The organism is Petrotoga sp. 8T1HF07.NaAc.6.1 (genome assembly GCF_016772115.1).
Taxonomy (GTDB): Bacteria; Thermotogota; Thermotogae; order Petrotogales; family Petrotogaceae; genus Petrotoga; species Petrotoga mobilis.
Map to the genome: position 1 here is coordinate 88,239 of NZ_AUPG01000006.1, position 19,076 is coordinate 107,314.

Below are 19,076 nucleotides of genomic sequence, written 5' to 3' on the forward strand. Positions count from 1 at the left end.
GACAGTCGTAATGTTTAACTTTTTTAAAAGAAATAAGTCAGATAATTCAAAAACCTCTAATAACAATGTTTTTTACGATGAAAAAAATGCATTAGTTATATATTTCAAATGTTCAAAATGTGGAGAGAAATTTAGAAGTTATCTTAGAAAAGGCTACGATTTTATTACGGATTACGATACAGGGGAGTACAAAATAAATAAAGAATATATTGGCTCAAAATGTTTTAACAGAATACACCTTTCTGCCACTTTCGATAGGAATTATAAATTAAAAGAATACACCTTAGAAAACGCGGAAATTATAGGTAAAGAAGAATGGGAGGAAAAAAGCTAATGCCTAGAACGAGAGGGGAAAAAGATACTAACGTAAATTTGTTTGAATATCGACCTGTAAGACCTTTTATTCAAATACCAGAAAAGGTACTTATGTATATTTTGCAACTAACCCCGTCGTCTTTTGCAAAGGTATATTTATACTTGTACAACATGAGCTACGGACTTGGATACGATCATACAGTTACCCATACCAGTGTGCGTGAAATAGCTTCAAATTTGAACATTAGCATTGGAAGAACACAAAATGCAATTACTTATTTTAAAAAAATTAAAGCTATAGAAAAAATAGAGTCAAGAGCGGTAATCGGAACAAAATACAAAATAAACGTGCCTGAATATTCTTCGTCTTTTAACAACTGGTACTTCACTGCCCCCAATAAAGTTAGATACATAATGATGAAAGAGAAATTGCTTACTTCGGAGAAGTTGGTTACTTCAAAAATCAAACGGTATAAATCTGTTAAAAAATCTTTGGAAATGGGTTTGTTTGATGATCTTGAAGAGTAGGTAATAAAAATGTATGACAATTTGTTGAGTTTAATCCTTTCTCAAAATAATTCCTTTTTATACGATTACGCTAAAAAAAATAATATTAATAGATTCGTAGGAACAGTTCTCTATTCTAAGAATAATTTAGTTGTAGTTGGAGTTAGAAATTTTCTTTTCCTTCTAGAAAATCAAAGCACTCAAAATTTTCAAACAGGTGTTAGGGTAAATTTAACTTTTCAAGATAAAACACATAATATGGATGCTCCAATTAAGATGAAATATTTGGGGGAGGCATCAAAAGACAGCATAAAATTAAGTTTGAAATTTCCAAACTTTAAAAATATTGATGCCGTTAACCTTAAATCTCCTAACTTCACTGAAACCCAAAATATTAAAGCGTCGGTATGGCTCGCAGAGTTTTCTCGAACTTTAAACGAACAATTAAAAAAATTAAAATTTGATAATTTAGAACCCCACGAGTTTACTTCTTTTAAAAAACTAACCGAAAAAATAGTAAATTCACTTCTAAAATCTTTTAAAGATAACTTAAACTCCGTTTTATCACCTTCTCACTCTGCGGTCAAAATTGTTGATATGATAAGAGCCTATATTTCTAAAAAGGATAATTTAGATTTTTTCTCTAAGAATGAGATAAGATTAATGAAAGAATTATTAACCTTGCAGGAAGAAGATAAGAATAGTTTACTTAATAAATATGAATCCAAAACTTCTATAAAACATAACATAGTGGATAAAACATTAAATTCTTACCTAACTATTAAAAATCTTAGCTTAGAAATAAAAACACCACTGATGTTTTTTTCTATCTTTGGGATGCCTATATTTTTAGCAATTGATAGAGAATATCAAAACAATTCAAAAAATTACCAGCAAGAGGCAATGAACCAAAAGTTGAATTTAATTCTTTTGACTAATAACTTTGGGGTTATAGATGCAAATATACAAAGTTTTGAGAAGGAAATTTATATAAGTTTTGAATTGGAGAATAACTCTGCGTATTTTAAATTGAAAACCCAGTATCTCATAGAAAAATTGGAGGAGAAAAATTATCTAGTGAAAAGGATTGATTTTGTATGATAAAATTAATTTCGTTCAAGTATTATAACAAATATATCTATTAAAAAAACCGGTGAAATAATAAATCACCGGTTTTTTTTAGTTAATTGAATATTTATTACTTTTTAATTGAATATTTATTACTTTTTAATTGAATAAAAAGCATTCAAGCCTCTATATTGTGCAGTTGAACCAAGCTCGTCTTCGATTCTTAACAATTGATTATATTTCGCTATTCTATCGGTTCTAGAAAGTGAGCCAGTCTTGATAAAACCTGCATTTACAGCTACTACCAAATCGGCAATAAAAGAATCTTCCGTTTCTCCTGAGCGATGAGATACAACGGCGGTCATATTATTTTTATAGGCTAATTCAATGGCGTCTAGAGTCTCGGTTACACTCCCTATTTGATTCAATTTGATCAAAATAGAGTTTGTAGCCTTTAAATCTATACCTTTTTGCAATCTTTTAACATTAGTAACGTATAAGTCATCACCAACTATTTGTACCCTGTCTCCCACTTTTGCTGTGAACTCAGAGTAACCTTCCCAGTCATCTTGATCGAAAGGATCTTCTAATGATTTAATAGGATATTTATCAATCAACGATATATAATATTCGGCTAATTCAGCAGCACTCATTTCTTTTCCATCAACAGAGTATTTCTTTGTTTCTTCATTGTAAAACTCTGAAGCTGCGGCATCCATGGCGATAAAAATTTGTTTACCAGGTTCGTAACCCGCAGCTTGTATGGCTCTAATTATGTATTTTATAGCTTCTTCATTGGAATTTAAATTCGGAGCGAAACCACCTTCATCTCCAACAGAAGTTATGTGCCCTTCTTTTTTCAAAATATTTTTTAAATTGTGGAAGACTTCAGCCCCTGCCCTCAAGGCGTCTTTAAATGAATTAAATCCAGCAGGCATAATCATGAACTCTTGAATATCGAGATTATTATCGGCGTGTTGTCCCCCGTTTATTATATTCATCATTGGTACGGGCAAAACTTTGGCGTTCACGCCTCCTAAATACTTATAAAGAGGTAGTCCCAAGGAGTTAGCTGCAGCTCTTGCCACTGCCATAGAAACAGCTAATATTGCATTAGCGCCAAGATTTTCTTTGTTTTCTGTTCCGTCTAAATCCAGCATCACTCTATCAACGTTTACTTGATCAAAGGCATTCAATCCAACAACCTCTTGCTCAATAATGTTGTTTACGTTGTTCACGGCTTTAGTAACACCTTTTCCCATGTAATAATCTTTATTACCATCTCTTAATTCTAAAGCCTCAAATTTACCTGTTGAAGCACCTGAAGGAACAATAGCTGAACCAGTTACACCTGTAGATAAAGTTACCTCTGCTTCAACGGTTGGATTTCCCCTCGAATCCAATACCTCTCTTGCTTTTACTGATACTATTTCATCGTAAAACTTTTCCATCTAAAAAACACCTCCAGAAATTTATTATTTAATATTTCGTTAAACCTCGAATAGAACTCATGCTTGAAGAAGAATTTGTTAGTGATCGACTTTTGTACCTATATTCTCTCCTTCAACAGCTTTAAGCAAGCTTCCTTCTTTGAAAAAATTGATAATCAATATTGAAAGATTATTTTTTTCACATATTGAAAAAGCCTCTGTATCCATAACTTTTATTTGCTCTTTAATCGCTTGTTCATACGTTATATTATTGTATTTTTTGGCATCTTCGAATAATTTTGGATCTTTATCGTATATCCCATCAACCTTGGTAGCTTTTACAAGTATATCTGCATTCATTTCTATCGCCCTCAATGCGGCAGCGGTATCAGTAGTGAACAAAGGGTTTGATGTTCCTCCACCAAATAAGACAATATAACCAGCTTCAAAATATTGTTCAATAAAATCGTATTTAAGTGGCAATACAGAGGGTAAATTAACAATTGGGGAAACTATAATACTTTTCAAACCATTCTTTTCGAAGAGATTTTTAAGATAGAGTGAATTAATGACGGTGCCCAACATCCCTAATTGATCTGCCATTTGAATTTGGAAATCTTTCAGCTCTTTCCCCCTAAAAATATTGCCAGCTCCTGTAACTATACCCAATTTTATATTTAAACTGTGGATTTTCTTGATCTCGTTCACCAGATATGTTAACATTTGTTCAGAAAATCCTTTTTCACTTTCACCACTCAAAGCTTCCCCACTTAATTTTAATAGTACTCTTTTGTACATAGGGCCTCCTTTTAAATAAGAGCATGCAGCCTTATAGTTGAAAGAAAAATTTTATACTCCATAAATAAAGCAAAAAGGCGGAAGACTCCACCTTTTTATCATTCACCGATTGCAAATCTTGCAAATTTATCCACTGTTATATTTTCTCCTACCTTAGCAATCATAGAATTAATAATGTCTTTGATGCTTTCCCCTTCTCCAAAAACATATTCCTGTTCAAGAAGACAATTTTCACTGTAGAATTTTCCTAATTTATTTTCTACAATTTGTTCTTTAATATTGTCAGGCTTGTTGGAATTTTTTAACTCTTCAAGGTAAATTTCCTTTTCTTTATCGATAATTTCTTGAGGTACATCTTCCCTTGAAATCCACTTTGGATTCATCGAAGCAATTTGTAGTGAAATCTTCTTAGCTAAATCGTGGAAATCATCAGTCCTAGCCACAAAATCTGTTTCACAACCTAATAATAAAAGAACACCTATCTTTTCATTATGATGAATATAAGAGTACACGATACCTTCGTTGGTGACTCTTCCAGCTTTTTTAGCAGCTTTTATGGCACCTTTCTTTCTCAGGATTTCTACGGCTTTATCTATATCTCCATCAGCCTCTTCCAAAGCATTTTTACAATCTAACATTCCTGCCCCTGTTGAAGTTCTAAGATTCTTTATCTTTTCAATTGATACGTCCACTTATAATACCTCCTAATGCTTATTATTAATGTTTAATAAATTTGAGTATTTGAAATCTCAACCGTTGGCTAAAACTAATTTATTTTAACACAATTAATTGAATATTAAAATAAGAAAATTATTGTTTTATTACTATTTTTTTAATAGTTTTTCTTTTAACTTCAATTCGACGAACTTAGAAACCCACTTACTAACATCTCCGTTGTAAGATGCAATTTCTTTTATCATAGATGAAGAAATATAAGAGAAATCAGTATCAGCCATGAGAAAAAAAATTTCTAACTGAGGAAAAAGCATATGATTCGCGTTTGCCATTTGAAGTTCATACTCGTAATCACTGACCGCTCTTAAGCCTCTTATTAAATTATAAATTTTTTTCTCTTTTAGGTAATTTACCAACAGACCGTCAAAAGATTCAACAATAACATTTGGTATATCCTCTAAATCTTTTTTTACCATTTCAATCCTTTCTTGGAGAGAAAACAAATACTTTTTGTTCGGATTATTCACAACAACAACATACAGATTGTCAAATCTTTCAATCGATCTTTTCACTATATTAACGTGTCCAAAGGTTATTGGATCGAAACTTCCTGGATAAGCTGCGTCCCTAATTCCCATTATCAAACTTCCCCCATTTCTTTAATATTGATTACACCGGAAGCCAAAACAACACCGCTTTCATCATAAATTGTTGCAAATTGACCAGGAGTAACGGCAAATATAGGCTCTTTAAAACTTACTTTTAAAGTATGATCTGCAATTTTTTTAACAACTGCGGGCTTTTCCTCACTTTTTTTGCGAACTCTACAAAAGCCTTCTATTTCTTTGAAATCTACAAAAAAGTTGACATTTTGTACAATTAGTTCTTTAGAATACATTTCTTCAGTAGGAGCAACTATGAGAACATTCTTTTGAGGAAATATTTTATAAACATGCAGTTTTACATTTGCGTTTTTATAGTAGCTTATTCCAGAACGCTGACCAATAGTGTAATTCATGTATCCTGTGTGTGTTCCTATTTCGTTTCCTTCTAAATCGTAAACTTTTCCTTCTTCTGTAGTAACTCCATTTTCTTTTAGAAATCTTCTATAATCATTATCAGGAATAAAACACAACTCTTGACTGTCAGGTTTATTTGCCACACTTAAGCCTATTTTGTTGGCTATATCCCTGATTTCAACTTTATACATATTTCCCAATGGAAAGTGCAATTTGGGAAGAGTATTTTTGTCTATATAAGATAAAAAATATGATTGATCTTTGTATTGATCAACACCTTTTTTAATAATATAGGTAGAATACTTGTTAGAATACTCTTTTATTAAATAATGACCGCTGGAAACCCAATCTGCGCCATAGCTATGTGCAATTTCTAAAGCCTTCCCAAATTTAAAAAACCTGTTGCATAACATGCAAGGGTTTGGGGTTTTACCTTCTTTATATGTTTTTATGAAATAATCGATTATTTTTTCTTTAAATTCCTTTTTTATATCAACAATCTGAAAATCATCAAGATCTAACTTATCAGCAATTTTTAGTGCATCTTGTGTATCTGAAGGGCTACAACAAACCTTCTTTTTTTCTGGGATCAATGAGAAAACAACATCGCTTACAGTTTTGAAATGAAGCCCTATAACGTGATAATTTTGTTCTTTCAAAAGATAGGCAGCGACAGAGCTATCTACCCCACCACTCATAAGCATTAATACTTTTTTGTTAGACATTTAATTTTTTTAATCTACCTCCTTCATTTTCAGCGATCTTGATCTTGGCAATTTTTCTTCCGTAATCGATTATATCTTGCAAAGTCATTTTACTCAGCTCTAACATAATAGAATTATTAACCCTTTTCCATACAAATTCAACGGCACACTCTATTTCCAACGAACATTCGCCAACAATACAATCAAAAGATTGAAGTGGTTTATCTAAGACTTGAATAATTTCACTCAAACGTAAATCTTTTGGATTTTTAGCCAAAGCATATCCTCCAAATTTACCTCTAACAGATTTAACTATTCCCGCATCACGTAATTCTATAAATATCTTTTCAAGAAAATCTTTTGGTATGTTTTGCCTTTCTGATAATTCGCTGATAGGTACTTTCTCTTTTCCTTCATCTTCGGCTAATACAGCTAATTCAAACAAAGCTCTTAAAGCATAACTGCTTTTAACAGTAAGAGACATATTTAATTCCTCCTTTTAAGATAAACGTTTCCTCAATTAATTAACACCCTTTAGATAAGCTTCTAATAGATTTACTAACTTTATAATTCTTATACATTTGATTTTCTACCAACTACATATATAGTTAGATTCTGTAAACTATTATTAGCTAATCTCACATCGTTTACATATATATCAATTTTATTACCCAATACTTTAGCTCCCGTATCTTGAACCTCAAAATAACCGTTATTGGGAAGATCCGATAATTCAGGTATATAAACTATGGTTCCTAAAGGCAAGACATCAGGATCTGCTGCAATTGTTTTATACGATGTTGGTTTTTCTCCAGACTTTGTTAGCCTAAAAGTTGGAGAATAGACAAGTTTGTCATCCCATTCTGTGTAGTACGTTGCCTGGAATTCTCCAATCATGTCGTAGAAAAGTTTCAATGGGTCTCTAGGTTCACCATTCTTCCACAATTCAACTGTTACAATACTCCCTGCGTTAGCAATTCCTAACGAAGTATTAGAATCAACCCATTTACCTTCATCAACATATGGTGTTTTTATATTCCCTATGACGCTTATAATAGCATTTCCGTGATCGATTTTTATATACCAATTGTTATTTGCTAACTTTCCGGTCTCAATTACCCTACCAGGTAGAACTGGATAAACTTGTTCGGTTTGAACCAAAACTCCTATCCCACTAGAAATTCCTGCAGCATTCCTTTCTCCAAAACGTACAACAATTTTTTCATACTCGGAGAGTGATGTTTTAGAAAATGGCCATCTAATATACTCTTCAATATTGTTCACTGGTATAATTAATTCTTGTCCTACTTTAATATTTGTGGATTGTAAATTGTTGGCTTGCAGGATAATTTGAACACCATTATTTCCTAATTTAAATGCGTTTGAAATACTAATTAGAGTATCCCCTGATTTCACTTGATACCTTACTTCGTTTGAATTCTCAAACAAATAACTTACTTCTGCATCCCCCACAGATCTATAAAGTTCATCTATCTTCAATTCAATATTTTGTATTTGACCAAGATATTTTTCGTTTAATGAATTTGATGGTTGAGTAATAACCTTCTGAAGGTCATATTTTAAATTTTCAACTTCCTTATCTAAAGAAGCAACTGTATTTTCTAAAGATTTAATATTCAGTATATCTTCGCTCTGATTTTGATAATAAAATTTTGAAACGGTCTCTTCAGTTTTATAATCAACTATATTTTCAACATATTTTTCTAAATTGAGTTTATCTACCTCTTGTTGCACAAGTTCTTTTATATTTCCATTTTCCAAAAAGTAAAATTCAGAGTTTTGAAAACTTTTCTCCAAATTATTAACCTTTTCCGTTAGTGAACTCACCGTATCTAAGAGGATTGTTTGGTCATTCTTAGGAATATTATTCACAACATTTTGTAATTCTGAAATCTGAATTTCCAATTGAGATACTCTTTGATTCAAATCAGTGTTTGTAAAATTATTTACCTTTTGTAGAGAGAGATTGTTAATTTGATTCTCTAAGCTTTGAACTCTTTGATCCAAATCTAAAAGTTTATCAATAGATTCAGAGCTTCGCCCTTCGTATAGATAATTTTCCAAGGTTACCACTCGGCTATCGATATTGGTGTACTGATCTTTTAAGCTTTTTGTCATATCAAAAGCATAAATGTTATTCTTTGAAATTTGATAAATTTCGTCAGATAAAGTATTAAATTTTTCTTCCATTTGAGTTAAACGCTCGTTTAAAGTATCCAACTGATTTTGAATTGCCACTAAGTCTTCGCTTGGCAAAGTAATTTCTTGAGAGGCAGGTTGAAAAACCGTACATCCCGATAGAAAAAATACCAAACCTATTAGAAAAATCCCAAAAAATTTCCTCACTTTAGTTCACCCCTTAGAAATTTCGCAGCTTTTAAATACGGATTTGTAGGATTATTATAATTTTTCAACAAATAATCAAACAAATTCGCCGCTTCTTTTCTATTATTTAATCTATAGTTTATATATCCCAGATAGAACAAAGAAAATATATAATCTTCTTCTGAAAATGTTTCATAGTTCTTTTCAATTATCTTTCCACAATAGTAAAGTATTCCTAACTCCTTTTCTTCTTCATTTTGTTCACGATAATACCAAGCGAATTTTATTAAAATTTTTACTACTTCACTGGGTAGTCCCAAAATTGCGTAAATATTGGCTGCTATCATAAGTTGAGTTGCATAAAACTCGTGAGACTTTGAAGAAGAATTATCTACTTCAGGAAGAGATAATTTATTTATCTTACTCAAAAACAACTTTACCTGTTCAATATTTTGAGAATTTAAGTACTCATATATATAATCTTTATCTTTTTCTTGAAAAGTAAAGTTACAATCGGGACAGGTAATCAAAGAATACAGAGATACATTAACATCTCTATATTCAGGTTTTAAATCGAGATCGTAAGAACTTACCTTTATAGATGTAGAGGCCACTTTATCAAAAGAAAATTCTTTTTGACATATTGGGCAGACTGCAAAATCTCTAATAAAATCTTTCATATTACTTCGTCAACCCCTAATAAAGCATTGCAATAAGAAACCGGATCGAAAATTTGTAAATCGTCTTCTTTTTCTCCAAATCCCACCAATTTTATTGGGATATTGAGTTCATGGTTTATAGCGAAAGCTATTCCCCCTTTGGCGGTTCCATCTAATTTAGTTACGACTATACCCGTTATGTCTATAGCCTCCTTAAAAGCCTTAGCCTGTGAAATCCCGTTTTGACCAGTCGTTCCATCTAGAACTAACAGAGTTTCATGCGGAGCTCCTGGGACTTCTCTTTCAACCACACGCCTTATTTTTTTCAATTCATCCATTAAATTGCTTTTTGTATGTAAACGCCCAGCGGTGTCTACTAACACGACATCTTTGCCTCTTGACTTTGCATGTGTTATTGCGTCATACACAACAGCGGCGGCATCTGAACCTTTTTGGTGAGCTATCACGGTGGTATTTAACCTATTACCCCACTCTTTGAGTTGTTCGATTGCTGCTGCCCTAAATGTGTCTGCAGCAGCTAAAACAACTTCTTTACCTTGTTTAGAATACATCTTTGCTAATTTGGCAGCAGTTGTCGTTTTACCGCTACCGTTTACTCCAACAATGAGTATTACATAGGGTTTTTGTTGAAAATCACTAACTACTTCGTCTTTCTGTAAATTTTCCACTAGAATATCCCTCAATAATAATAGCGGGTCATTGTGAGAGTTATTACTTTTATACCTACTTTTTAACTCTTCCAAAATTTTATGAGAGACGTCAACACCCATATCAGACATTATTAAAATCTCTTCCAATTCTTCCAAAACATCATCGTCGAGAACTTTACCGGAAAAAATAGTTTTGATATTTTTAAATACGGTATTTCTCGCCTTACTTAAACCATTTTTGAACTTTTCAAAAATTCCCATTCATCTACCTCCATTAAATCAATCAAAGGTTTATTTGAATTATTAGCTGTTTTACCTGACTTTTATAATCATAGGTAACTTGCTGATCACAAAGTAGTTTTGTATTGAAACAGTTTCATTCGTTATAAGGTCTGTTCCATATAAATTAAAATCTACTGGTATTTTTCCGTGTCTATCTTCCAAATTCAAAATGGTAATGTATTCCTCCTCTTCTCCATTCCATTTTATCATTATTATACCCTCAGATAACTCGCAAAGAGAGAATTGATTACAAGTAGATTTAATCTCTTTAGTCAATTTAATGATTTTTTTGAAAAAACTTAAAAATTCATAATCACCTTTGTCCCATTTGATTGAATCTTTCTCAAAAAGGTTAGGCAGTTTTTCCATCATTAATTCTTGGCCTGCATATATTAAAGATGCCCCTGGCAAAAGATTATATAAAACAGTCCAATTTTTAATCTTATTTTTTCCCTCTAAAACGGATGCTATTCTAGGATTATCATGATTTTCTAAAAAACGCAACTTAAGAGAATTTTTTGGGAATATAGTTTCCTGCAAAAAAACATGTTCAAAAAAATGCTTCAAATCTTTCTCTCCAGAAAAATAGCTCCTTAGATAATAGAAGCCATCGTAATCGTATGTAAGGTCAAAAGCTTGATATACCTCAGAGTCCGAGTGAACATCGTACCCTTTAGTTCTGAGATCATGAATAAATTTCGGGTCAAGTGTTTCAGCCAACCAGATAATTTCCTTTTTTTGGTTCAACAGTTCTCTAGATTTTTTCCAAAACTCTAAAGGCACTAGCGAAGCGACATCACATCTAAAAGCATCTACACCAAGATCAATCCAACCATCTAAAACATTTATTAGATAATCCCATAAATCTAAATTATCATAATCCAAATCGTAAACGTCGTTCCAATCTTCTACCTTTCTAGTTAATTTTCCGTTTTGATCTTTCATAAACCATTCAGGATGTGTTTCAGCTAGTTTCGAATCAATAGCGGTGTGATTGAAAACAATATCGATCATTATTTTTAATCCGTTATCATGTGCTTTGTCTATTAATCTTTTAAAATCCCTCTTATTACCAATTTCTTTCGATATTTCTTCGTAATCTTTTATTGAATAGGGACTCCCATGTGTACCTTTTCTACCAACTTTTCCGATGGGATAAAAAGGCATAAACCAAAGTATATCTGCTCCCAAAGCCTTAATGCGTTCAATATCGTTATATATATCGTTGAAGGTTCCAGCATTTCCATAATTTCTAACAAAAACTTCATAAATTATAGAACTTTTTAACCAACTTGGTGAATCTATTGCCACGATTGGACCTCCTCGAAGTGAAATTTTTCTTTGAATCCCGATTATTCTAATAAGTATTATATCATCGATTATATCAAATACCTATCCCTTTTTTTAAAATTTATATTAGAAACCATTAAGTTTAATTTTTTTATTTAGAAAATAAAAATTTTTTTATTAAAAGTTGACAATTTTAAAGTTTTATGTTATAATTTTTTCAAAATAACGAGAAAGACTATCAAAATATCATAAAAAAACATAAAAAATAATAGGAGGTCCTAATATGCCTAAATACCGCTTATCCAAATGCCCTGTTTGTGGAGGGAAGTTAAATATCGTAAAATATCGATGTGAAGAATGTGGAACTGAAATAACTGGTAACTTTGAATTAGAGGAATTTGCTCAATTAACAAACCAACAATTAAATTTTTTGAAGATTTTTATCAAGGTTAGAGGAAATTTATCGGAATTACAAAAAGAGCTTGGAATCTCTTATCCTACGGCAAAAGCAAGATTAGAAGAAGTCGCCACAGCGATGGGATACGAGTCTGAAAACATTGAAAGTAGAGAAAAAACACTTGAAATTCTTGAAAAAATTGAAAAAGGAGAAATTACCCCTGAAGAAGCAAAAGAATTATTAAAAAAGTACAAAAAATAAAAAGGAGTGATTTTTAATGCAAAAGATTGATTTGAATGTTGTAAAAGTGATAAAAATAAAGGCACGAAACTTTCATGGAAGAATAAAAATTTGCCACGGTGAAACAACATATCTCGAATACGCAGATCAAGACATCAACGTAGAAACTAGCTGGGGATCAGATCGTACAAGTGTATCAATCGATATAGATTATGAAAAAGGTGATTTCTTATCAAAGTTCTTTTCTTTCTCTAGAATGTTCCATGAAGTACCTATTAATTTGTACATAGGAGATCAAGTTAACAATATATCGTTAGACTTATCCTCAGCTGATATAGAAACAGACTTGGATTCTACCAACTTATACTATTTAACGATCAAAACTCGATCAGGAGATGTGGATATTAGAGGATCTAATCAAACTAAAACTTTGAAATCTTTAAGGGTGGATACCGGGTCTGGGGATGTAAGTATCGACTTAAGTAACAGTGAGATGGATGAATTAATTTTAAAAGGAGCTTCGGGAGATTTTGAAATTCACAACCTAAACATATCATATGGTGATTTTAGCATGGCTAGTGGCGATGTTCTAATTCAAAACTCTAAAATTGAAAATCTTAAGTTAAGTATGGCTTCCGGTGATGTCTCAATAAAAAATTCAATCGTGAAAGTAGCAAATTTTAAATCAGCGAGCGGTGATATCTCCGTAGATTCCCTAGATAAAGATTTTTACTGTACCGTAAACACTGCTTCCGGTGACATAGATCTAATAGTTCAAGGAAAAGAGAAAATTTATTTAGAAGCTCCAATACACAGATTTTCATCATCTATAAGATCAAACGTCGATTTAGTTCAAAATAATGATTCTTCTACTATGCCAAAGAAAAGAGTTTTAAAAATTAATGTGCTGACAGGAGATATTAGTATTAGAGGAGTAGAAATTCAGGGGAAAAGCATAGATTGGCAGGAAGAAGAAAAAGGTGAAGATGTTTCGCAAGACGATGAATTCTTAACTATTGAAGAAAAAAAGATTTTGTCCTTATTAAAAGAGAGAAAAATATCACGTTCATTTGCAATAGAACTTTTAAAAGAGTTGGGTTACTCTGAAGAACTTGCAGAAAAATTTTTAAAGGACAGGGGGGAGTAATAATGCTAGGAAGAATAATATTAGTCGCATTAGGTATTTTAATTGTTTTATCAGTTATTTTCAACGAATTCTTTGTTAGTTTTAACTTGTTAGAATTCTTTTTTACATTGATTTTTCTTGGATACGGATTAAATTTTTTCAAAAAGAGAAATTTAGGAACTTTAGGAAGTCTAATATTTGGAATAATACTGTTGCTAGACACATTTGATTTGTTCCCCACTTCATTAAATTTTTGGGAACTGGTTCTATTGATGATCGCATCTTATATTATTGCTGCTGGATTTAAAGGGCTGTTCCATATTAGAAAGCCCCACTTAAAGATTAACAAATCGATCATATCTGAAAATCTTCCTCCTAAATTTATAGGTGACACACTTGATTTATCAACAGATGTAGACTGGAGCTCTGTAACTATTGACTCTTCTAAGATAGAGACACCTGTAAAAGTAAAAGCTGTAATTGATAATGATATATATTCTTTTAAACAAGAATATGACTCTTCTAAAGTCAATATTTTGAACAAGTTGAAAGTATCAAACATAAAAGTGCCTGAACGGGCAAAGATAACTGTATATTTAAACGAAAATATTAATTACAATTTTCGCGCAAAATTGAACGTTAGTGTAGCTTTTTTTGATTTAAGACAAATTAAAACACAAGAAGTAAGAATCAAATCAACTGCATCTAAGATCACCTTAATACCTTCTCAAAAAGATAATACAACAGTCGACGTGGACTCTGAAGTTTCAGCGATAAACATAAAATTACCTGGGGATGTCGCTTTAGTATTAAACCATGTTGGGGACTTGAACTTCAAAAATGTTGAGCGAATGTATCAAAGAGAAGATGGAACTTATATTTCTGATAATTTCTCGGAGGCATCTTACACTTGTTATTTGAATATTGCTTCTGAAATTTCCCGTTTAAATATTGAATTTATGTAATTAATCTTTATTTCTATACAAATTCATATAAAATTTAAATAGATCGGGTAATTTTTTGAATCGATGGGGCTCTTCAAACATTCTATACAACCATTCTAATCCAAGTTTTTGAAAGAAAAGGGGAGCCCTTTTTGTTATTCCAGCAAATACGTCAAAGCTACCACCAACTCCCATCATTAGCTTTGCTTCTAACGTTTCATAGTTTCGAAAAATAAAAGATTCCTGTTTTGGAATTCCCATCCCTACAAAAAGGAGATCTGTTTTACTATCATTAATTTTTTGAACTACCTCTCCTTCAGCATTTATATCAAAATATCCATGATGAAATCCAACAATATTTACATTGAACATTTTCTCAATTGTTTGCGCTGCTCGTTTAACTACATCCTCTTCGGAGCCAAGTAGAAATATTCTATAATTACTTATTTGAGACAATTCTAACAAATACTTCATTGTATCTATACCGGGACACCTTTCCGTCTCAATTCCTTTCTTTTTGAGTAATTTGACAATCCCCACTCCATCGGGAATAGAAAAAGATGCTTTACTAATGGCTTTAGAATAATCGTTACCTTTTAAATATTCCATATACATCAACGCATTTAAAGTAACTATCCAAAGCTTCTCTTTTCCTATTTGGTCTTCGATAAAAGAATAAATATCATTTTGACTGCCATAAATCATTGGAATATCTTTCAAAAGGAACTGTCCAATCAATACTTTCACCTCTAAATACTATTTCGAGTCGAAATATTGTATCACAAATAAATTAGAATTTCCAAAAAAATATTATACAAATAAAAAGTTGAGTTATGAAAAATGTTTACACTATAAAAACAAAAATTGACGTTTAATTAACCAAATTCCCTCTCTTTCATTGTATAATACTTTGAACTTTGATGAAAACTTCTCAAAATTAGGAGGAAGAATCATGGAAAAAACTTTACTTAGTCAAGACAAAAATGTTAAGAAATACCTTATCAAATTTTCTAAAGATGAAATTGAAAAAATAGAAGATCAAATCGTTCGAGAAATTAACCAGCATTACACCTTTGAAGGATTTAGAAAGGGTAAAGTCCCCAAACAGGTTATTAAGTTGCGTTTAGGTCCCGATTTCAATAATATGTTGTTAGAAGAAGCCGAACATGAGCTAGATCACAAAATCAGAGAAGAAGAAAAGTTACTCTTCCCAATTATTGTTGAATCAAAAGCTCAAGATGAGGAACACATAGAATTTGAAGTTTTACTTCACACCTATCCTGAAATTACAAAAACAGAATTTGAAAATATAACGGTTAAAATCCCTGAATCTAAAGAAGTGGTTGAAGACTTTGTTCAAAGAAGATTGAATGATTTACTGGAGAGCAACGCAATATTAGATCCAAAAGAAGAACCAATACAATATGGAGATTATGTAAGAATTAATTATGATTTAGTAGACGAAAACGGTGAAATAATCAAGTCCAATGAAGAAGAAGAAATAGTAGTAAGAGAAAATGACGAAAGAGAGCTGGTTAAAAACCTTCTCGGGAAAAAATCCGGTGACGAATTTGAATTAGAAAAAGAAGACCAGGGCAAAAAATTGGTTCAAAAAGTGCGAATCGCACAAGCTTATACAAGAAGACTTCCAGAATTGAACGATAATTTCGCCAAAGAGTTGAATATTGAAGTAGAAACATTGAACGACCTGAAAGAGATGCTGAAAAAAGAAGGAGAAGAAGCTGTTAAAAATTGGCAGGATGAATTTGTGATTAACTATATCTTATCTGAGTTACCCAATTATGTTGATATTGATATATCTGAAGAAAGCATAAATTATTATATTGACTCGACAATAAACGACCTAAAAAGCAAGGATAAATACGAAGAAAACTTAAAAAAATTTGAAAATGATGAAAATAAATTGAGAGAAGAAATCAAAAAGAGTGCTTTAAATTGGATTAAAGAGATGGTTGTCATCGAAAAAATATCTTTAGAAAACAACATAAAAGTAGGAAATGAGGAGTTATCTCAAGAAATTAAGAACTTCTCAACTATGTATGGTTTACCTTTCTCTCGCGCTCAGGAAATAATAAGCTCAAATCCCGAACTATCAAATGAAATCCTGTGGAACAAATTAAGAGAAAAAGTTGCCCAATTCATCAAAGAGAAAGTACAAATAGTTGAAATATCAAAAGAAGAGTTTGAAGGTGAAAATGTAACCCCAAACGAAGAACAAAAAGAAGAAGTCATCACTGATGATGAAGCAAGCGAAGAATAGACTAGACAAAATAAGAATTATATGATAAAATACACTTGAAGTTGAAGGGGACGTGGTGAAGTTGGTTATCATGCCGGTCTGTCACACCGGTGGCCGCGGGTTCGAGTCCCGTCGTCCCCGCCAATTTGGCAACGTAGCCAAGGGGTCAAAGGCGGCGGTCTGCAAAACCGTTATTCGAGGGTTCAAATCCCTCCGTTGCCTCCATTATAACTAAATTATCCCTGTGTATTACTTCTTCAGGACCAACGTTGTCTTTGAACGTAAGAATTTCATTGGTTTTCTTACCAATTATTTCTTTCAATTCCTTTGATGAATAGTTTACCAAACCCCTTCCGATATTTTCTCCTTTTTTATTGGATACTATCACCAGATCTCCGATGGAAAAATTTCCTGTTAAACTTACAATTCCTACCGCTAACAAACTTTTTCCTTTTAAAAGTGCCTCGCGAGCTCCATTATCCACAATCAATTCTCCTTTTGGCTTTAAGCTGAACTGAATCCACCTTTTCCTTTTGCTCATCTTTTTATCTTTAGGTAAAAAGGTTGTACCGATGTTGAACTTCGTATTTTCAATATTATCAACAGCTTTTGTGATGATACCCTCTTCGTAAGATGGGAGAATTGTTAAAGGTATTCCTGAAGCATTGGAAATCTTTGCTGCTTTTAATTTTGAACTCATTCCTCCAGTACCAAGTTTGCCACTCTTTCCGTTGGCAAGATTTTCAAGCTCGGGGGTAACTTCTTCAACAATATTAATCAGCGATTTCGGGTTCCCTAAATCTTTTAATAATCCTGGAATATCCGAGAGAATGATCAATAAGTCCGCTTCCAACAAGCTTGCAACTTGAGCAGACAAAACATCATTATCTCCTAATTTAATTTCATCTGTCGTTACTGTATCGTTTTCATTTACAATAGGTACTACATCATTTTCTAAAAGTGCATTCATCGTATTGTATGCATTTAAATAACGCTGACGATTAGAAAAATCGTCAGCCGTTAAAAGTATTTGAGCCACTTTAATATTTTTAACTGCAAAAAGATCACGATATTTAGAGATCAACACACCTTGACCAACTGCTGCACAAGCCTGCTTTTCAGTAACAGAATAAGGTTTATATCGGTAACCTAACTCACTTTTGCCAGCGGCTATAGCTCCTGATGAAACAATAATTATATCTTTTTTTCTTTTAAACTTTAATTCAGTTACTTGCTCAACGACTTTATTCATCTTACCAACATTTATTCCATTTTCATCGGCTATTGAGCTACTACCAACCTTTATAACTATCTTATTGATTGTATTTTTCAAAAAAATCACCAACCATTCAATTCAAAAATGAAATAATTTTATTTTTTATGGACTCTATGTTACCTTTTCCACCTAAATCCGGGGTTAAACTCTCTATATCTTTAACTGTTGAGGAAATAGCGTTTTCGAGTTTTTTTGCTAACTCGTTCAGCTTTAAATAATCTAACAACATAATGGATGAGCTTAATAAGGCGATCGGGTTTGCTATACCTTTATTAGCTATATCCGGAGCACTCCCATGGACTGCCTCAAAGATAGCAGTATCCTCACCAATATTAGCAGCTGGAGCAAGACCCAATCCTCCTATTAAACCTGCAGCTAAATCGGAAAGGATATCTCCGTACAAATTTGGGGCTACAACTACATCAAATTTTTCAGGATTCAACACCAACTGCATTGACATATTGTCAATGATCTTTTCTTCGTACTCTATTTCAGGATATTCATTTGCTACTTTTCTAATAGCTTCCAAAAATAAGCCATCTGTAATCTTTAGAATGTTAGCCTTATGAACAGCTGTGACTTTCTTTCTTTTATTTTCCTTTGCATAATTAAATGCAAAATATGCGATCTTTTCACTTGCGCTTTTTGTTATAACTCTGACGGCACAAGCTGTATCGTCAATCTTATACTCAATCCCTTTATACAAACATTCGGTATTTTCTCTCACTACAACCAAATCGACATTATTGTACTTAGTATTGAGACCCTCTAAACTTTTAACAGGCCTTAAATTTGCATATAAATTGAACCGTTCTCTTAGTGTAACGTTCACACTTCTAAATCCTTTGCCTATCGGCGTAGTTATAGGACCTTTCAAGGCTACTTTATTTTTCCTAATCGAATCGATCACATAATCAGGCAGTGGAGTTCCATATTTTTCAATTACCTTCTCTCCAGCTTCCACTAAATCCCAACTAATAGGAGCTTTCAAATGTTCAAAAATCTCTACCACTACAGAGGTTATTTCTGGACCTATTCCATCACCTGGAATCAAAGTAACTGTATACAT

At 32.2% G+C, this 19,076-nt stretch carries 19 protein-coding genes, 2 tRNA genes and 1 pseudogene; 9 read left to right on the plus strand and 13 right to left on the minus strand.

Features of this window, described 5'->3' with window-relative positions:
- Positions 1-10 precede the first annotated feature (10 nt).
- Genes NAAC61_RS05535 through NAAC61_RS05545 form a run of 3 tightly spaced genes read left to right on the plus strand, consistent with a single transcriptional unit; the run spans position 11 to position 1,923 of the window.
- A complete protein-coding gene (locus NAAC61_RS05535) occupies positions 11-334 on the plus strand; it encodes a hypothetical protein (RefSeq protein ID WP_012209515.1) in 324 nt (107 codons plus the stop codon).
- A complete protein-coding gene (locus NAAC61_RS05540) occupies positions 334-843 on the plus strand; it encodes a hypothetical protein (RefSeq protein WP_012209514.1) in 510 nt (169 codons plus the stop codon). Before NAAC61_RS05535 ends, NAAC61_RS05540 begins: the two co-directional genes overlap by 1 nt.
- A 9-nt stretch (positions 844-852) precedes the next feature.
- Positions 853-1,923, plus strand: a complete 1,071-nt coding sequence (locus NAAC61_RS05545) for a hypothetical protein (protein ID WP_202695473.1) — start codon at positions 853-855, stop codon at positions 1,921-1,923.
- Positions 1,924-2,042: 119 nt separating this feature from the next.
- Here NAAC61_RS05545 and eno read toward each other — a convergent pair whose 3' ends face one another.
- The 10 genes from eno to NAAC61_RS05595 all read right to left on the minus strand — a co-directional run bounded on the left by eno (position 2,043) and on the right by NAAC61_RS05595 (position 11,785).
- On the minus strand, positions 2,043-3,341 hold the full coding sequence (gene eno / locus NAAC61_RS05550) for a phosphopyruvate hydratase (protein ID WP_121959661.1): 1,299 nt from the start codon (positions 3,339-3,341) through the stop codon (positions 2,043-2,045).
- A gap of 78 nt (positions 3,342-3,419) precedes the next feature.
- A complete protein-coding gene (pyrH, locus tag NAAC61_RS05555; RefSeq protein ID WP_012209511.1) occupies positions 3,420-4,118 on the minus strand; it encodes a UMP kinase in 699 nt (232 codons plus the stop codon).
- Between the two features lie 98 nt (positions 4,119-4,216).
- On the minus strand, positions 4,217-4,810 hold the full coding sequence (gene tsf, locus NAAC61_RS05560; protein WP_121515393.1) for a translation elongation factor Ts: 594 nt from the start codon (positions 4,808-4,810) through the stop codon (positions 4,217-4,219).
- A gap of 132 nt (positions 4,811-4,942) precedes the next feature.
- Positions 4,943-5,431, minus strand: a complete 489-nt coding sequence (gene coaD, locus NAAC61_RS05565) for a pantetheine-phosphate adenylyltransferase (protein WP_012209509.1) — start codon at positions 5,429-5,431, stop codon at positions 4,943-4,945.
- Positions 5,432-5,433: 2 nt separating this feature from the next.
- Positions 5,434-6,537, minus strand: a complete 1,104-nt coding sequence (gene mnmA / locus NAAC61_RS05570) for a tRNA 2-thiouridine(34) synthase MnmA (RefSeq protein ID WP_012209508.1) — start codon at positions 6,535-6,537, stop codon at positions 5,434-5,436.
- Positions 6,530-7,000 carry an RrF2 family transcriptional regulator gene (locus NAAC61_RS05575; RefSeq protein ID WP_012209507.1) on the minus strand — a complete coding sequence of 157 codons (471 nt, stop codon included), beginning with the start codon at positions 6,998-7,000 and terminating at the stop codon, positions 6,530-6,532. Before NAAC61_RS05575 ends, mnmA begins: the two co-directional genes overlap by 8 nt.
- Before the next feature lie 89 nt (positions 7,001-7,089).
- Complete coding sequence (locus tag NAAC61_RS05580) at positions 7,090-8,883, minus strand: LysM peptidoglycan-binding domain-containing protein (protein ID WP_202695474.1); 1,794 nt, start codon at positions 8,881-8,883, stop codon at positions 7,090-7,092.
- The gene (locus NAAC61_RS05585) at positions 8,880-9,542 is read right to left on the minus strand and encodes a DUF2225 domain-containing protein (protein ID WP_202695475.1); all 663 of its coding nucleotides are present in this window, start codon (positions 9,540-9,542) and stop codon (positions 8,880-8,882) included. Before NAAC61_RS05585 ends, NAAC61_RS05580 begins: the two co-directional genes overlap by 4 nt.
- Positions 9,539-10,453 carry a signal recognition particle-docking protein FtsY gene (gene ftsY / locus NAAC61_RS05590; protein ID WP_103065483.1) on the minus strand — a complete coding sequence of 305 codons (915 nt, stop codon included), beginning with the start codon at positions 10,451-10,453 and terminating at the stop codon, positions 9,539-9,541. Before ftsY ends, NAAC61_RS05585 begins: the two co-directional genes overlap by 4 nt.
- Positions 10,454-10,504: 51 nt before the next feature.
- Positions 10,505-11,785 (minus strand): alpha-amylase family glycosyl hydrolase, encoded by a 1,281-nt coding sequence (locus NAAC61_RS05595; protein ID WP_103065482.1) that lies wholly within the window; start codon positions 11,783-11,785, stop codon positions 10,505-10,507.
- 262 nt (positions 11,786-12,047) lie between these two features.
- Here NAAC61_RS05595 and NAAC61_RS05600 point away from each other — a divergent pair, with 262 nt between their 5' ends.
- Genes NAAC61_RS05600 through NAAC61_RS05610 form a run of 3 tightly spaced genes read left to right on the plus strand, consistent with a single transcriptional unit; the run spans position 12,048 to position 14,492 of the window.
- The gene (locus tag NAAC61_RS05600; protein ID WP_012209502.1) at positions 12,048-12,422 is read left to right on the plus strand and encodes a DUF2089 domain-containing protein; all 375 of its coding nucleotides are present in this window, start codon (positions 12,048-12,050) and stop codon (positions 12,420-12,422) included.
- Positions 12,423-12,438: 16 nt separating this feature from the next.
- Entirely contained in the window at positions 12,439-13,548 is a 1,110-nt protein-coding gene (locus tag NAAC61_RS05605) for a DUF4097 family beta strand repeat-containing protein (protein WP_103065481.1), read from the plus strand.
- Between the two features lie 2 nt (positions 13,549-13,550).
- Complete coding sequence (locus tag NAAC61_RS05610) at positions 13,551-14,492, plus strand: hypothetical protein (RefSeq protein ID WP_103065480.1); 942 nt, start codon at positions 13,551-13,553, stop codon at positions 14,490-14,492.
- Here the strand turns inward: NAAC61_RS05610 and NAAC61_RS05615 are convergent, their stop codons facing one another.
- The gene (locus NAAC61_RS05615; RefSeq protein ID WP_202695476.1) at positions 14,493-15,209 is read right to left on the minus strand and encodes a WecB/TagA/CpsF family glycosyltransferase; all 717 of its coding nucleotides are present in this window, start codon (positions 15,207-15,209) and stop codon (positions 14,493-14,495) included.
- Between the two features lie 214 nt (positions 15,210-15,423).
- Between NAAC61_RS05615 and tig the strand changes: the two genes are divergently transcribed.
- The 3 genes from tig to NAAC61_RS05630 all read left to right on the plus strand — a co-directional run bounded on the left by tig (position 15,424) and on the right by NAAC61_RS05630 (position 16,956).
- Complete coding sequence (gene tig, locus NAAC61_RS05620; RefSeq protein WP_103065478.1) at positions 15,424-16,752, plus strand: trigger factor; 1,329 nt, start codon at positions 15,424-15,426, stop codon at positions 16,750-16,752.
- A 46-nt stretch (positions 16,753-16,798) separates the two neighbouring features.
- Positions 16,799-16,875: transfer RNA gene (locus NAAC61_RS05625), tRNA-Asp, on the plus strand.
- A 4-nt stretch (positions 16,876-16,879) separates the two neighbouring features.
- A tRNA-Cys gene (locus NAAC61_RS05630) sits at positions 16,880-16,956 on the plus strand.
- A gap of 13 nt (positions 16,957-16,969) precedes the next feature.
- Here the strand turns inward: NAAC61_RS05630 and proB are convergent.
- Together proB and NAAC61_RS05640 are read right to left on the minus strand one after the other, a co-directional pair.
- Positions 16,970-18,073, minus strand: a pseudogene (gene proB, locus NAAC61_RS11330) (glutamate 5-kinase); the annotation flags it as partial.
- A 7-nt stretch (positions 18,074-18,080) separates the two neighbouring features.
- Positions 18,081-19,076 carry an isocitrate/isopropylmalate dehydrogenase family protein gene (locus NAAC61_RS05640; RefSeq protein WP_103065477.1) on the minus strand — a complete coding sequence of 332 codons (996 nt, stop codon included), beginning with the start codon at positions 19,074-19,076 and terminating at the stop codon, positions 18,081-18,083.